General features: G+C 37.8%; 11 protein-coding genes. 6 read left to right on the top strand and 5 right to left on the bottom strand.

Going from position 1 to position 17,018, the window contains the following annotated elements; translation table 11 throughout:
* Positions 1-6: 6 nt before the first annotated feature.
* Both AB1278_RS13870 and AB1278_RS13865 read right to left on the bottom strand, forming a co-directional pair.
* Positions 7-2,946 (bottom strand): insulinase family protein, encoded by a 2,940-nt coding sequence (locus AB1278_RS13870; protein WP_429815046.1) that lies wholly within the window; start codon positions 2,944-2,946, stop codon positions 7-9.
* Between the two features lie 34 nt (positions 2,947-2,980).
* Positions 2,981-4,174, bottom strand: coding sequence for a pyridoxal phosphate-dependent aminotransferase (locus AB1278_RS13865; protein WP_395973326.1), 1,194 nt, complete (start codon positions 4,172-4,174; stop codon positions 2,981-2,983).
* A 247-nt stretch (positions 4,175-4,421) separates the two neighbouring features.
* Here AB1278_RS13865 and AB1278_RS13860 point away from each other — a divergent pair, with 247 nt between their 5' ends.
* The 6 genes from AB1278_RS13860 (at position 4,422) to AB1278_RS13835 (ending at position 12,711) form a co-directional block, all read left to right on the top strand.
* Entirely contained in the window at positions 4,422-5,759 is a 1,338-nt protein-coding gene (locus tag AB1278_RS13860) for a M20/M25/M40 family metallo-hydrolase (RefSeq protein WP_202842716.1), read from the top strand.
* 98 nt (positions 5,760-5,857) lie between these two features.
* Positions 5,858-6,493 (top strand): 16S rRNA (guanine(527)-N(7))-methyltransferase RsmG, encoded by a 636-nt coding sequence (gene rsmG / locus AB1278_RS13855; RefSeq protein ID WP_110008640.1) that lies wholly within the window; start codon positions 5,858-5,860, stop codon positions 6,491-6,493.
* Positions 6,494-6,555: 62 nt separating this feature from the next.
* Positions 6,556-6,960 (top strand): hypothetical protein, encoded by a 405-nt coding sequence (locus AB1278_RS13850; protein ID WP_429815041.1) that lies wholly within the window; start codon positions 6,556-6,558, stop codon positions 6,958-6,960.
* A complete protein-coding gene (locus AB1278_RS13845) occupies positions 6,960-7,496 on the top strand; it encodes a DUF922 domain-containing protein (RefSeq protein WP_137903962.1) in 537 nt (178 codons plus the stop codon). Before AB1278_RS13850 ends, AB1278_RS13845 begins: the two co-directional genes overlap by 1 nt.
* Positions 7,493-10,180, top strand: a complete 2,688-nt coding sequence (locus AB1278_RS13840) for a PD-(D/E)XK nuclease family protein (protein WP_429815037.1) — start codon at positions 7,493-7,495, stop codon at positions 10,178-10,180. The genes AB1278_RS13845 and AB1278_RS13840 overlap by 4 nt, the downstream gene beginning before the upstream one ends.
* Positions 10,181-10,347: 167 nt before the next feature.
* Positions 10,348-12,711: a patatin-like phospholipase family protein gene (locus AB1278_RS13835; RefSeq protein WP_411413300.1), complete on the top strand. Its 2,364-nt coding sequence runs from the start codon at positions 10,348-10,350 to the stop codon at positions 12,709-12,711.
* Between the two features lie 90 nt (positions 12,712-12,801).
* Here the strand turns inward: AB1278_RS13835 and AB1278_RS13830 are convergent, their stop codons facing one another.
* From AB1278_RS13830 to AB1278_RS13820, 3 genes are all read right to left on the bottom strand, one after another.
* On the bottom strand, positions 12,802-14,757 hold the full coding sequence (locus tag AB1278_RS13830) for a T9SS type A sorting domain-containing protein (RefSeq protein ID WP_429815033.1): 1,956 nt from the start codon (positions 14,755-14,757) through the stop codon (positions 12,802-12,804).
* Positions 14,758-14,918: 161 nt separating this feature from the next.
* The gene (locus AB1278_RS13825) at positions 14,919-16,097 is read right to left on the bottom strand and encodes an acyl-CoA dehydrogenase family protein (protein WP_110008646.1); all 1,179 of its coding nucleotides are present in this window, start codon (positions 16,095-16,097) and stop codon (positions 14,919-14,921) included.
* 128 nt (positions 16,098-16,225) lie between these two features.
* The gene (locus AB1278_RS13820; protein WP_110008647.1) at positions 16,226-17,014 is read right to left on the bottom strand and encodes an NUDIX hydrolase; all 789 of its coding nucleotides are present in this window, start codon (positions 17,012-17,014) and stop codon (positions 16,226-16,228) included.
* Positions 17,015-17,018 lie beyond the last annotated feature (4 nt).

Below are 17,018 nucleotides of genomic sequence, written 5' to 3'. Positions count from 1 at the left end.
TTTATTTTAATAACCAAATATTTCAGTTAAATTAAGTTTTTTTACTTCGCCTAATTTCTGCATATCGGCCTCATTCACTTTGTCCTGGGAAGCGACAAGACAGTAGGTGTAGTTTTTATTCTTCATCTCTTTATCGTGGAAAGAATTGATATCGGTGAAAGACAGTTTTGGAGCCTGTTCATACACATTCTTTCTCATATCAAAGTTGTTTCCAAGCTTTTGAGATTTCAGATAAGAGAAGATGATTCCGTCCTGTGTGATTCTTTCAGAGGCAATAGATTTTTTCAATCCGCTTTTCGCTGTTTCGAATAACTGCTCAGATTTCGGAAGGGTAGTCAGAAGCTCATTCATGGCTGTTGTAGACTCATTGAATTTGTCTGCCTGTGTTCCTACGTACGCCATGATCATATCCTTGTCTGTTTTCTTGCTTGGAAGGGCAAAGTAAGAATACGTGGAGTAGGCAAGCGCCTTAGATTCTCTGATGGTCTGGAAAACAATGGATCCCATTCCTCCCCCGAAATAGTTGTTGAATAAACTTACCGTTGGAGTAGTGGATGCATTGTACGGATCAGAATTTCTTACCCAGAACACTTCAGCCTGCACCATGTCATAATGAGCAAATAAAACCTTGTTCTTATCAGTTGGGATCTGCGCAAAAGTTTTAGACTTAGGCAGATCTTTCAGGGCTGCAGGAAGTTTGTGAACAGGTTTCAAAGCTGCAACTACTTCATTTCCTGATTTGGGTCCATAGTACAATACTTTGTGTTTGAAATTGAACAGATCATGAAGAACATTAATTAAGTCTTCTGCTTTCAATGCGTCAAGCTCAGCATCGCTCAGTACATTGTTGAAAGGGTTTTGAGGACCGTATTGGGCATAACTTCTCAATCCGGCCATAATTACTCCTTTATTCTGTTTTGCATTGGCTCTGGCTTTCTTCAGTCTTGTTTTGTAAGCATCAAGAGCAGCCTGATCTGCCTGACAGTTTTTAATCAAATCTTCAAATAAAGAAATGGTTTTATCAAAGTTTTCATTCAGACCTTCCAGTGATACGTAAGTTTCTTCGTTTCCTGCACTCACATTGAAGCTTGAGGCAAGTTTATAGAATTCCTTACTGATGATCTCCGAAGACTTGTCTTTCGTTCCCAGATACTGAAGATATTCTGCTGCCAATGGAAGGATTTTGTTGTTCCATTTTCCTGAATCAAAGTGGTAATACATTCTGAACAGCGCGTTGTCAGTGTTTTTTACAGAAAGTACATCCACATCAGCTAATTTGTTTTTAGCGATGTCTTTGTCATAATTCAACCATACCGGAGCGATAGGGTTTTCAGGCATCTCGTCGATTTTTTTAAGGAAAGGAGACTGATCTTCTCTGTTAACGGAAACCGGGGTAATCGTTGGCTTATCAACTTTTACAATGCTCTTATCTTCCCCTTTTCTTTTGTAAACTGCAACGTAGTTATTGTTCTGAAGATACTTGGATACGAAATCCATGATATCTTTTTTCGTCAGTTTTGAAATTTCGTCCACATATTCCAGCGATGTTTTGTGGTCAACGTCCGAAGTGAATTCATCCATCAGAATACTTGCTCTGGTTGAGTATTTTTCATCTTTCTGAATGATCCCTTTCTTTTCGTTGTTAACGATTGACTGAATCAGGTCGTCAGAAAACTCGCCCTTTCTCAGTTTGTCAATTTCCTGAAGAAGAAGATTCTTTACTTCATCCAGAGACTGCCCTTCAGTGGGTTTACCCTGTAAAAGTAAAACGGAATAATCTTTCAATGCATAAGAACCAGCGTATGCACCCAGTAATTTCTGTTTTTTTACCAGATCAAGATCGATCAGCCCTGCCTGTCCGTTGGTAAGCATATTTCCAACAAGATTCAGCATTCTGGCGTCTTTTGTAGAAGCTCCCGGAAATCTGAAACCAAGCATTACGTTTTCAGGATTCGGTCCTACCACTTCTTTTACAATCGGAGCAGTGATCGGTTTTTCCTGTCCAACTTTATATTCAGGGATTGCTTTAGGCTTCATATATGAGAAAGCCTTGTCAATTTTTGCAATCACTTCATCCGGTTTAAAATCTCCGGACATAATGATTCCCATGTTATTAGGAACATAATAATTGTTATAATATTCTCTGATAGCATGCAGAGAAGGGTTTTTCAGGTGTTCAATGGTTCCGATGGTGGTTTGCTTTCCGTAATTGTTGTTAGGGAAAAGGTTGGCAAACATCGTATCGAAAACCTTGTCTCCATCATCATCAAGAGATCTGTTTTTTTCTTCGTATACGGCCTCAAGCTCTGTGTGGAAAAGTCTCAGAACCGGTTCCCTGAATCGTTCAGCCTGTACTGCAAGGAATTTGTCAAGAACATTCGCAGGTACATCTTCCGTGTACACCGTTTGTTCAAAAGAAGTGAAGGCATTGGTGCCATCAGCTCCCATACCAGCCATCATTTTATCATATTCATTGGCGATTGCAAATTTTGCTGCTTCTCCTGAAACCCTGTCAATTTCTTTGTAGATTTCTTTTCTTTTGGCTTCGTCCTTAGTCTGATTGTACTTTTCGTAGAGAGCATCAATCTGGTCTAAAAGAGGCTTTTCCTTTGCCCAGTCTTTAGATCCGAACTGATTCGTTCCTTTAAAAAGCATATGCTCCAGATAATGGGCAAGGCCGGTGTGGTCAGCAGGATCTGTTTTACTTCCTGCTTTTGTGGCGATATACGTCTGGATTCTCGGATCCTTGTTGGTCGGACTTAAAATAACCGTTAATCCGTTTTTCAAAGTGTAATACCTTGCAGAAGTAGGGTCATTGGTTACGTACCTGTACTTGTAGCCGTTTGAAGTAGCTTCTTTCCACTGGAAATCCTGGCCAAAAGCATATCCGGCAAAACTTGCAGCGGCAATACTTGTAGCGATGGTTAGTTTTTTTAACAGATTCATTGCTGTCGTTTTATTTGGGGTTATTAGTTTTTTGTTAATTGAATTTCTCCAATAAGTCTTTAATTCGTTTCATAGCCTCTCTTAAATCTTCTTCAGAAGCAGCATAAGAGAATCTGATACATTCCGGACTTCCGAAAGAGAATCCGCCTACACATCCAACATGAGCATTTTCCAGGATGAACATGGCAAAGTCGTCAGAATTTTTAATTTCTGTTCCATCTAGGTTTTTTCCGATATAATACGAAATATCAGGGAAGAAATAGAAGGCTGCCTTTGGAAGCACAACTTTGAATCCCGGGATTTCTTTGATCAGTTCATAGACAAGATCTCTTCTTTTTTTGAAGGCATCAATCATGTATCTGTATTCGGAAGGATCTGCTTTCAAAGCAACGATAGACGCTCTCTGTGCTACCGTATTGGCCCCGCTGGTCATCTGTCCCTGTACTTTTTCACAAGCTTTTGCCAGCCATTCAGGACATGCGGAATACCCGATTCTCCATCCTGTCATAGCGAAAGCCTTTGACATTCCGTTGATTACGGCTGTCTGTTCATAGACTTCAGGAAACTGGGCAATCGAAGTGGTATTCGTTTCGTAATTGATGTATTCATAAATCTCATCAGAAATGATCGTTATCTGAGGGTATTTGGCAATTACTTTGGCGATCGATTTCAATTCATCATAAGTGTAGTATCCTCCTGACGGATTACATGGCGAGCTGAAAAGTACCGCTTTGGTTTTCTCTGTAATAGCTTCTTCAAGCTGTTCGGCAGTCACTTTGAAATCGGTAACATACGAGGTAGGAAGTATTACGGAAGTTCCACCCATCATTTTTACCATTTCATCATAACTTACCCAGTAAGGTGCTGGAAGAAGAACTTCATCGCCATCATTGATAATAGCTGCCAGAACATTGATAATAGCCTGTTTGGCTCCGTTGGAAACACAGATCTGGGAAGGTTTGTATTCCAGATTATTATCCCTTTTTAATTTATAAGCAATAGCCTCACGCAATTCCAGAAATCCCGGAACCGGAGAATAGTGGCTGTAATTTTGATTGATGGCATCGAATGCTGCCTGTTTGATATTGTCCGGAACATCGAAATCCGGCTCGCCAAGAGTTAAACTGATTACATCTATTCCGTTGGCTTTCATTTCTCTGGCTTTGTTTGACATAACAAATGTCTGTGAGTATCCTAATCTTTTTACTCTATCTGAAAGTTTATCCATCTATTTTTTGAATTTTAACAAATATATAATAAAAACGTGGTGTGGAGGTAATAAAAATAAGGGTGTTTTAAAGATTTTTATCAGGTTTTTGTCAAATTGTCTTTTGGGTTATAAAAATGTTTTATTTTGAAGTAAGAGATTGATTTCAATCTTATTTTAGCCAAAAAACAGTAATTCAAAATAAATTATTGTAGGGAATAATTTTGCAGCGTAGGTTTTGTATCTTTAACAACCTAAGATCTGTCCTATGAAATATTCCGTTTTTTTATTACTGATTTCCTGTAGTGTTTTCTCGCAAAGATATTCAAAAGATGATGAAGTGAAAAAATATGTCTCGCAGGTGAATGAAGATTCATTAAAATCATATATCGGAAAGTTGGTAAGCTTTGAAACCCGGCATACCTTGAGTTCGATCGATGATCCAAAGAAGGGAATAGGTGCGGCAAGGAACTGGGTGATCAGAAAATTCAATGATTATGCTAAAAATTCGGGTGGAAGAATGGAAGTGTATCTACAGCAGGAAGACATTCAGCCGGATGGAAAGCGAATTGATAAAATAGTAAACCTTGGAAATGCTGTTGCTTTTCTGAAAGGAACAGATCCGAATGACAAAAGAATTTTCCTGATCGGAGGACATCTTGACTCAAGAGTGACTGATGTGATGAACAGAACTTCCGCAGCACCGGGAGCCAATGATGACGGCAGCGGGGTAAGTGCTGTCATAGAGTCGGCCAGAATATTGAGCAGATCTTCATTTCCTGGTTCGATTATTTTTGTAGCATTTTCCGGTGAAGAACAGTCGCTGTTGGGATCTAAACAGTTGGCTGAAAAAATGAAAAGAGAAAATCTGCAGCTGGAAGCGGTTCTTAATAATGATATGATCGGCAATCCAAAAGCAGGAGAAACAGGAGAGATCAATACCCGCATTCTTCGTGTATTCAGTGAAGGCCTGCCTTACAAAGATCTGGATAAAAAAGCGATGACGATCAGAAATCTTGGTTTTGAAAACGATAGTGAATCCAGACAGTTGGCCCGCTATATCAAAGAAGTTACGGAAGAATACGTGAAGGGGCTGGAGATTAAACTGATCTATAGAAATGACAGGTTTCTGCGCGGAGGAGATCACACCAGTTTTGTGAATAATGGATTTCCTGCCGTAAGACTGACCGAGTATTATGAAAATTACGACCATCAGCATCAGGATATAAGAACAGAAAACAATAAACAGTACGGTGATCTTACCGAATTTATAGATTTTAAATATCTGAAAAAGAATGTTGCTGCCAATATTGCTGTTCTTGCCAATCTTGCAAAATCTCCTTCAAAACCGGAGAAAGTTGAAATGGATGTAAAAGAGCTGACGAATTCCACCACTTTACATTGGGAAACGCCAAAATCCGGAATCCCTGCAGGATATTATGTGCTGGCAAGGGAAACAGACAGTGCGTTGTGGCAGAAAAAAATATTCACCACAGGACTTTCTATGAAGATTCCGCTTTCTAAAGACAATTATATTTTCGCTGTACAGAGCGTGAGCCCGTCAGGAAACCTGAGTGTCCCTGTTATACCAGGAATTGCAAAGTGACGGATTTTGCTGAAAACCAGAATTTACATCAGGATCAGGAAAAGTTGATTTGAATACAAGAGAAATAAAACTTATTTTTGCGGTTTATAATAATTCACATGTCTGCATCGTTACTATTAAAATATTTCCCGGATCTTACTGAAAAACAGAAAGAACAGTTCTCCAAATTGGAAAATCTGTACAATGAATGGAATGAAAAGATCAATGTAATTTCCAGAAAAGATATGGAATCACTGTATGAAAAGCACATTCTGCACTCTTTGGGAATTGCAAAAGTGATGGAATTCGCACCGGGAACCAAAGTTTTGGATATCGGAACCGGAGGTGGTTTTCCGGGGATTCCTCTGGCGATCCTTTTTCCTGAAGTAGAATTTACCCTGATTGATTCTATTGGGAAGAAAATCAGTGTAGTACAGGCTGTGGCAGACGGAGTTGGATTAACTAATGTTACCGCTATTCATGGAAGAGCAGAGAAGCTGAAAGAAAAATTCCATTTTGTAGTCAGCAGAGCAGTAACCCAGATGCCGGAATTTTTAAGATGGCTGAAAGGGAAATTTGAAAAAGAACAGTTTAATCCTAAACACAACGGAATTTTATATTTAAAAGGCGGTGATCTTGCTGAAGAACTTGCCGGAATTAAATGTGAAATATTCAATCTTAAACACTATTTTGATGAAGAATTTTTTGATACCAAGAAAGTAGTTTATGTATCAAAAGGTAATTTTAATTCCTGATTTTTATGTAAATAAGGAATAATTTTTGCTAATATTTGTTAATAATCAGAAAAGTAAAGGTTATGAAAAAACTTTTAAATATTGGATCTTCAGTATTCCTGTTGGGCGTGCTTCTGGTTTCGTGTAATGATGATGATTACCATACCATCGAATCTATTGATAAAATCAAGATAGACAGCGTAAAAATTGTTAATGATACCATGGACGTTTACGCGATACAGAGCATAAAAACGTATTCCACCTATCCGTCTCATTGTGAAGGCTTTTACGGATATGATTATGTTTACAATAATAACCTGGAAAGAACAGTTACTTCCTATAAATATATTACCAACGGCCCTTGCACACAAGGAAAATATGTGGGAGCAAATCAGATTAACTTCAGCCCGCAAAGCAAAGGAACCTATACTTTTAAATTCTGGAATGGAGGAAACAACTGGATTACAAAAACCATTGTAGTAGAATAATGAGATTAACTTTTGTATTGTGTTTACTGGCAGCGCAGGTGGTGTACGGGCAGAAAATTTTCTGGGAGGAAGGCAAAAAGCTAACCTGGGATAATTTTAAAAGTCCGGTTAACAAGAAAAAGAATCCTGATGTGGCAGCATACACCCATTGTGGATGGGAATTTTATGCTGAAAAATCTTCCGATCCCAAAGCACCGGTTGCCATTACTATCAAAACACTGTTTCATGAAGATAAATCATGGAAAGATGCCAAAAGAATGAATGATTATATTCTCCTTCATGAGCAGAAGCATTTTGATATTGCAGAATTGTTTGTAAGAAAATTCAGAAAAGCAGTTGCTGAAAAAATCAAAAATTCAGGAGACTACAATAAATATTTTAGAGCAATTTACGATGGGATATCCGTTGATTATAAGAATTTCCAGATGGCCTACGACAGAGAAACCCGTCATGGACTTGATAAAGAAAAACAAACCGAATATAATCAGTCGATTTCTGAACAACTCGACAACTTAAAAAGCTACCAAGCCCTTTGAAATTCCTCAATAAGATCATCCACGAACTGTTAGCACAAAACCCGGATCTTTCTGCGTTTAATATCATTCTGCCCGGAAAACGTCCCATTGTGTTTATCAGACAGATTCTGGAAGAAAATAATTACTCAGGATTTCTTCCTAACTTTTTTACAATAGAGGAACTCATCAATAAAATTGCCGATCAACAGACGATTCAGGGAATTCCGCTGTGGCTTTTCTCTTTTGATGTTTACAGAAGCCTGAACCTTATTCCAAGGGATGATTTTTCAGATTTTCTGAAATGGTTTCCTACACTGCAGAAGGACTGGGATGATATCCTGAAATTCTCAGACAGTGATCAGGCAGTTCTGCAGTATATGTTTGATGAAGAAAGAATCAAAGAATGGGCTCAGGACCTTGGAGAGGATGACGATGTTCCAAGAAAGAAGTTTCTTAATTTCTGGCAGAATATGAATGTTTTTCTCCCAGTTTTAAAAGAGAGACTGCAGGAGAGAAACTGGGCTACTTCCGGAATGATTCATGAGGCGGCTAAAGCCAGAATTGCTGATTTTGCGAAAAATACCAAGGAAGAATTTGTTTTTTGTGGCTTCAATGCCTTTACTCCGGTAGAAGAAAAGCTGGTAAGAAGCCTTTTGCAGTGGAATAAAGCGCTGTGTTTCTTTCAGGCAGACCGTTATTATTTTAATGATGAAAGACAGGAAGCCGGAAAATTCCTTAGAAATCATAAAACATGGAAAGAATTTGATGATAACAGAGCTTTCCAATGGATAGAAGACGATTTTAATCAACCTAAAAAAATTAAGGTCTACGAAGTATCGGGAAATGTAACCCAGACCAAAGTACTGCCTGAGATCTTTAAAGAGATCAATAATAAAACTTACTCCAATACGGCAGTTGTACTCCTGGATGAAAACCTTCTTCCAGCCAGTCTTGATGTAATGCATGGTGTTGATAATTTGAATATTACGATGGGATTCCCATTAAAAAATTTATCATTCTCCAATGCAGTGAAACGTCTTTTCTACCTGCAGAAGCAATTGGAAAAAAACAAACTGTCTTATTATTACAGAGATGTCTTTCCTATTTTGGAAGAACTGCCGAAATCTCTAGAAGATGAACAGATTATCAATGAGTTTAAAGCTAAAGTAGAAGAGCGGAATATCGTTTATATTTCCAGAAAACTTTTACATGAACTGCTGAGCGGACTGTCTTATTATGGTCTTCTTCAAAAAGCAACTGGAACCAACGGCTACCTGGATATGCTTATTGAGTTCTGCCAGCAGGTAAAATGGCTCGAAATAGATGATATTCAGTATGAGAATGTCTCTCACTTTGAAAATGCATTCAGAATCATCAAAAACCAGCTGACTCCCTACAATATTGAGATCAAAATGGAAACGCTGGAAATCCTGATCAACCAGCATATCAATTCTGAAAGTATCGATTTTCAGGGAGAACCTCTGAGAGGACTTCAGATCATGGGATTACTGGAAACGCGTCTCCTGAACTTTGAAAACGTTATTCTGCTTTCTGTGAACGAAGGGAAACTTCCTCTTGGAAATTCCCAGAATACCTATATTCCTTTTGATATCCGAAGGTTCTTCGATCTTCATACTTTTCTTGAAAATGACAGCATTTATGCCTATCACTTTTACAGACTGATTCAGGATGCGAAGAATGTACATTTACTATACAATGCTTTAAGTTCCGGAGTCAATACCGGAGAGAAGAGCCGTTTCATTACACAGATCGAAATGGAAAGTTCTCATGAGATCGAACATCTCATTATTGAAAATTCCTCTGAACCTATTGCCACCAAACCGATAGAAATTTCCAAGACACAAATTGTACAGGAACGTCTTCAAAAATGGAAGGAAAAAGTATCTGCTTCCCACCTGACGAGTTATCTTTACAATCCGATTGATTTCTACCTTTCCAAGATTTTAAATACTTCGGAAACGGATGAAATTGAAGAAGAACTATCGATAAAAAATTACGGAAATCTGGTTCATTATTCACTTCAAGAAGTGTATGAGGTGTTAAAGGGTAAGGTTTTAAAAGAAAGTGATTTAAAGAATTCAGTTAAAGCAGTAGATGAATATATAAATATTGCTATTGAAAAACTGAAACACCAGCCGGAATTTTATGAAAAAGGGATGAATTATATCCATAAGGCCATTGCTAAAAAGGTCATTGAAAATGTGCTGAATCATGATCTTGAACTCATAAAGCAAGGTAATAAACTGGAGATTATTGATATCGAAAGAAGGTTTGAAAACATCGATTTTCCTCTTGATGGAAATGATAAAATTTCTTTTTTTGGATTCATTGACCGGATTGATAAACTGAATGGTACTCTGAGAATTATTGATTATAAAACCGCCAGGACTAAAAATCTTACTGTAAAGATAGATCAGGATAACGTAGATGAATATTTCCATAACAGCGACAGGAAGCAGGCCCTTCAGCTTTGTATTTATCATTACGTGGTACAGCACCTTCCTGAGTTTTGGGGTTTCCCGATTGAAACCGGAATCTGGAGTTTTGCAGATGCTAAAAAGGGAATGGTTGCCCTGCAGTTTGATAAAGGAAATATTGATGATGCCATGAAATCAGTTAAAAGTCTTATTCTTGAAATCCTGAATCCGGATATCAATTTCGTGGAAACGATAAAAACATATTAAAAATTTTAGTCTTAGTATATTTTTTCTCTCTGTTTATTCTTAATAAATAAGCTGGCTTAGAATCGTTTACTTCACGAAATGTTGTGATAAAGCAGGTAACTTTTTGTGTATCTTTACTACTTATTAAAAACTTATAAAGTTTAAATCAGATACATTAAGCAGCACCAATGAAAAAGATCCTGATATTTTTAGCCATTGCTTTTTCTCTCATTATCAAATCTCAGCAAAAGAATGATTCCCTGAATATTGTGCTTCAGAATGTAACCAAAGATACTAAGTTTGGCCTTGCGCTCAGTGGCGGCGGTGCGAAAGGATTTGCCCATATCGGGATTTTGAAAATGATCGATTCATTGGGAATTAAAGTAGACTACATTACAGGAACCAGTATGGGAGGAATTCTTGGCGGATTATATGCGATGGGGTATAATGCTGACCAGATGAAGCATACCATTTATAAAATGGACTGGAACAGAATTCTGAGTAATAAAATTCCTTATAACAAAGTCAATATCAGTGAAAAAGATGAATATGACAAGTATATCCTTGAATTTCCTGTAGTTAGAGGGTTTCCGACTCTTCCAAGCTCTTATATTGAAGGGCAGTACATGGGAGAAGTTCTTAATACGCTTACTTTCAACGCAAAGCATATCAACGATTTCAGTAAACTGAGAATTCCTGTGCAGCTTACATCTTCCGATATTGAAAATGGCGGTCTGGTAATGCAGAAAGAAGGATCATTACCACTGGCTATTCGCTCTACGCTGGCTATTCCTGCCGCTTTTGCTCCTGTTTATATTGATGGAAAGCTTTTGGTTGATGGCGGTCTGGATCGTAATTATCCGGCCAATGAAGTTCGTGAGATGGGTGCCGGTTTTGTGATCGGAGGCTACACCGGATTCAGACTTTTTACGAAAAAAGAGATTGAAAATCCGATGAAGATGATCTATCAGACTCATGCCATCCGCTCTGTAGAAGATTTTAAACATCAGAAAGAATTATCAAATATTCTGGTCGACTTTGTAGATCCACTGGGAGAAATTACAACGAAAGATTTTGCCAAATTCAGAAGGATCATAAAAATAGGAGAGATGGAGGCGAGAAAGCATCTTCCTGAGTTTGTCGCCCTGGCAGAAGCTCAGCGCAAAGCCGGAATTAGGTATGAGCATACAATGATTGAAGAAGTGAAACTGCCTACAACAAAATTTACTTTTAACGAAGAAGACGGAACACCCATTACAGATGCTGCAGAAATTGAAGTGCTGAAAAAGCAGATGGGGCTTACGGAAGGGAAGTATTACGATGTAAAAACCATTAATGAGGCTATAGACAGGGTCTTCGGAATGCGGCAGTATGTAAAGGTGTATTATACCTACACGAATGTAGACGACGGTCTTGTGATGAATGTTTTTGTGAAAAGAGCAAAAAAGGGAGCATTTAAACTGGCGTTGCACTATGATACGGAACAGTCCGTCGGAATTATTGTCAATTATACGTACAGAAATATTCTCCTGAACAGATCCAGGTTTCTGGCAACAGTAGATATTTCCGAACGTTTTAAAGCTAAAGTTGCTTACCAGCAGTTTTTAGACAGTGGTGAACGTTTATGGCTGGATCTGGAAGCTAAAATGGTTCATCTTAAAAGTAATGACCTGAACTTCAGGTTATATGATATAAGTGAAGATGGCGGCGACCGTTTTCCGAACCATATGTACCGTAACATAACCGGAAAAATTGCACTGAATTATAATATCAATCCCAATTCTTACCTGTCTCTGGGAACGGAATTCAGTACGGAAAGAATGTACAGCTTACTGGATAAAGTAGATCAGTCAAAAGTAGATAATTATAGCAAAAAGCTCTATAATCACAGCAATTTCAATACTTTCCTGAAATTTGAACAGAATAATCTTAATAAAAGGTATTTTACAACCAGGGGGAATCATCTTCAGGTGAGCACAAGATTTTACTATGGAGATCAGTATGAACTTTATGATCTGAATACAGTACAGCCTCTCCTTTATCTGATTCTTAATCCGAAAGAGTCTTACTATTTTGAACCTAAAAATCTCGTTTCATTTACACTGAATGAGAACTTTTTCTACCCCATCACAAGAAGACTGACAGTAAAAGCGAATGTGTTTCTAGGAACGAGTTTCGGTTCCAAGAAAGAAGATAAGGTTCCGTATTTGTTTTTGAATCAAAAGTATAACCTGGGTGGGAGTGAATATAATTATGATCTGCTAAGCCCCGAATTCAACGGGCTTCGTCAAAAAGAACTTCCGATGACTTCTGTGGCTAAGGCTGCTGTGTCATTTCAGTACAGAATTATGAAAAAACTCTATCTTACTCCTTCATTCAGCTATGGAAAGGTGAGTGAAGAGTTTTCTCCTTTTAATGACAGTTTTGATATGTTTGGGTACGGATTGAACCTGGGCTACGAATCGCTTATCGGTCCTATCAGCATGAATATTTCCAGAAACAGTCAACTTGATTTTTCAAGAATATATTTTAGTGTCGGATTTAAGTTTTAAGGATATGCTCCATTTATAATATTTCAAAAAGGCACTTCATCTGAAGTGCCAAAAATTAACTTGAAATAAAGATATAGAGGAGTGATTGATTTATAGTTTTACTTTTTTACTGATGATTCTTTCATTAGAAAGAGTGACTTGTACAAGATATACTCCTGATTCTAAGTTTCTGGATTCAAACACTGGTTTATTAACGTTCTGCTGAACGATCAGAGAGCCAGATATACTGTAAATAGTAATATTTTTAATATCATTGGTGGATGCAGCTACAATTTGTTGTCTCTGAGTATAAATATTAGTACTGTTTTCCGATGATATTGTTCCTCCCACCGATTTACTGAACTGAAGGTTATAGTATGGAGTAACAACTTCAAACGTATAGTTTTTGCTTTCAAGATTCTGAATATTGATTCCTCCGGTTTCCCGATACTGTTTTTTGGAAATACTTTTGATCAGGGTTTTATTTTCATCAAAAATATGTACAGCAGTAAGTTCCTCCTGATCTACTTTTAATTGCAAAAGGGATGCATTCACAGATTGTACAATTTCGTTTTCGGTAACTTCCTGAGGTGTGTTTTTGATGTATGGAATTATTTTATCTTCATTGTTTTCCGATACTTTCAATAAATAAACTCCGTCTTTTAAATCAGATAAATTTTGACTACCGGCTGTTCTGCTCTGGGCTTTTTCTTTATTGAAATCTGTAATTTCAACCAGCTGCATACTGCCTAGGTCCGGTTTTATCTGTGAAGACAGAAGGGAAGGTTTTTCAGAAGTTTTCTCCGGTTGCTTACCGAAAATTGAACCTGCAATCGCCCATTCATTAAGAAGGCCGCCGCTTCTCAGGGTATTGAACTTTGCATTGGAAGCTAAAGTGAAAGGCAGAATTCCACCTACATGTCCTAGCGGTCCCCAGTAGAAGGAATCCAGTTTATACTTGTTCAGATCCCACCATGGATAGTAACCCCGCTGAACATCAATAGTTTTGGAGGTATTTTCAGGCGGAATGGCTAAATCGACAGTTGAATGACCCAGTGTCATAGGCGTTTTATTGTACCAGTCATACACATCCTTAGGTTTCATGCATTGTCTGAGCTTGTTATTGGGATTATTGGTGACATCGTTTACAAAGCTGGTGGTAAAGAGCTTTCTCCATATAACAGGGCCCCACAAAAGTCCGCCGTTATCCTGAACGACATGATAGTTGTATTTGTCCAGATATTCTGCAGAAATAACTTCTGAAATGTCATTATTATAGGTTTTATATCCCGTATTGTTGCAGGTATGAAGGACATTCGCCAGGAATGAGGTGAAAGGATAAATATCTTTTTCAAGGACTCCTTTATTTAAAGTTACTCCTGAAAAATCATAAGGGCCGTCGCCCATGTAAGCATATTTGAATTTGATATTATCAGGATTTGAAATGCTTAATCTTTTTAAGGTAGACATTGCAGCATGTGCGCCCTGAGAATATCCGGCCAGGAAATATTCATCATAACGTTTGATGTTCAGTTGTGCCAGTACTTTATTGGCAGCGGTAATGAAATCTATGGTAGCTCCGGCTTCTGTGGCATAATCTACATATGGGTGAGTTCCGTCCCCGGTTCCCATCCCTACGTAATCAGGGGCCATCAGAATATACCCGTTGAGTACATAGGATAATTCAACAACAAATCCTGCTGTTAAAGCCCCTTTGAAATTAGACGGAACATTGTGCCTGCTGTCTGTAGTTCCATGGTCAGATACTACTGTTGAGAGTTTGAAAGGTACGTTAGGGTACATCAATAGTCCTGTAGCTTTTACAAGAACATTGTTTTCATTTTTGGTGTAATAAGTGATTTTGTATCCTTTCAGCCCGATATTGAAACTGTTCAGGTAATTGGCAAACTCAGGAGCATTCTGATCGCCAAGATTATTGGCTATAAAATTGATGACTCCCTGTGGTGTTAAATCCAGTTTCTGTTCGGCACTTACAACATCACCCGCCTGCTGTGCAAAGTAAAATGGAGCTGTAAGACTTAGTAAAAAAGTTGTGATTTTTTTCATATTGTTTGTTTTTGCGTGGTATTAAAGTAATAAATTTAATAAAACAACAAAAACTTTATAAGATCAATAATTATTCATTGAATATAAAATCCCTGCAAAGTGAGTAAACAAAAGAGTCTGACCATTGGCCAGACTCTTTATTATTTATATTGGTATATTTTTTAGAAAGCGTTGATTCCTGTGATGTCCAATCCAGTGATCAGTAAATGAACGTCATGTGTTCCTTCATAAGTAATTACAGATTCCAGGTTTGCGGCATGTCTCATCATCGGGAATTCACCCATAATTCCCATACCTCCTAGGATTTGTCTTGATTCTCTTGCAATGTCAATTGCCATTTTCACGTTGTTACGTTTAGCCATTGAAATCTGGGCCGGAGTTGCCTTATGGTCGTTTTTAAGGTTTCCTAGCTGAAGACACAGTAACTGAGCTTTTGTAATCTCTGTTAAGAATTCAGCTAATTTTTTCTGCTGAAGCTGGTAAGAACCGATTGGTTTTCCAAACTGTTTTCTTTCTTTGGAATACTGAACGGCAGTACAGTAACAGTCAATAGCAGCACCTATTACTCCCCAGGAAATTCCATATCTTGCAGAATTCAGACAAGATAAAGGTCCTTTCAGTCCTGTTACTCCCGGAAGCAGGTTTTCTTTGGGAACTTTTACGTTGTTAAATACCAGTTCTCCGGTTTTGGATGCTCTCAAGCTCCATTTATTGTGAGTTTCAGGAGTGGTGAAACCTTCCATACCTCTTTCAACGATCAATCCCTGTACTTTGCCTTCCTCATTTTTTGCCCATACTACAGCGATGTCGCATAAAGGAGAGTTGGTGATCCACATTTTTGCCCCATTTAAAAGATAATGATCTCCCATATCTTTAAAATAAGTTTCCATAGAACCAGGATCAGAACCGTGGTTAGGCTCAGTCAATCCAAAAGATCCGATCATTTCTCCCGCAGCAAGCTTTGGAAGGTATTTCTTTTTCTGTTCTTCAGAACCGAATTCGTTAATAGGGAACATCACCAATGAACTCTGTACCGAAGCAGCAGAACGTACTGCAGAATCTCCTCTTTCCAGCTCCTGCATAATCAGACCATAAGAAATCTGGTCTAATCCTGAACCGCCATACTCAACCGGGATATAAGGTCCCAATGCTCCGATTTTCCCCAATTCTCTCATAAGATTAGGAAGATCTGTATGATTTTGAGCGGCCTGATCTATCTGCGGCATTACAAAACTTTCAACCCAGTCTCTCACAGATTGGCGGATTAGTTTATGTTCTTCAGTAAGTAAAGCATCAATTCCATAATAATCAGGGATGCTTGTAAGAGGATAATATGACATGATTTTTTGATTTGGTTAAAAGTAACATTTTTCGTGATGTTCTGAAAATTTTTTTAAAAACTTGTTTTACTATTGATTTTCAGGGGGCTACTGCTACTTTGTTGATAATTTGAGTTAAATTTATATTTTTATGATTCCTCATCATTAGAGATGGGATACTGATTGGTAGAATTATGAACTTTAGTTTTAAATTTATACAGATAAGGAGCTTTATTGGCCGAGCCGTCATAGAGTTTTTCCATTCTGTCCAGAATATTTAAACTTAAAATTTTTCGCTGAAAATTATTTCTTCTGAATTTCTGTCCTAAAATAGTTTCATAAAGAGCCTGAAGATCTTTCATGGTAAATTTTTCAGGAAGCAGGTTACTTGCTGCAACCTCTGTATTGATATTCATTCTCAGGTATTCAAGACCTGTCTCTATAATTCTGTCGTGGTCGAATGCCATTTTAGGCAGGTTGTTGACTTCAAACCATTCACAGCTTTCATTGAAAGCATCAGGGAAAGTATCAGCCAGTGAAAAATCAATGAGGCTGCAGTAACCTACTGTAACAAAACGCTGGAATATCCAGTGATCTTCAGGAACGGTTATTCCTTTATTTTTAAGAAGGATCTGATGTACATTATTCTCCGTACGGTCTATTCTTCCAAAGGTGTGAAACTGTTTCAAAAATAATCCTTTAAGATGGGTTCTTTCAAACAAAACCCTTTCAGCAGCTTCTCTCAGGTCCTCATCATTAAAAACAAAACCACCCGGAAGTGACCATAGATCCAGATCATGATATTTTAAAAGCAAAACTTTCAGAATGTTATTATGAAAGCCGAATATGGTGCAGTCAACGGAAATATGCGCTACGAAATCTTTCGTGTCAATGAGTTCCTGTAGCGTTTCTTTACTTTTTGTGTCTTTAATTTTCATGGCA

The sequence above is a fragment of the Chryseobacterium sp. NRRL B-14798 genome (assembly GCF_050470705.1).
Classification (GTDB): Bacteria; Bacteroidota; Bacteroidia; order Flavobacteriales; family Weeksellaceae; genus Chryseobacterium; species Chryseobacterium cupriresistens.
The sequence above is the reverse complement of the archived record's forward strand: the minus strand, read 5'-3'. Positions and strand labels throughout refer to the sequence as shown.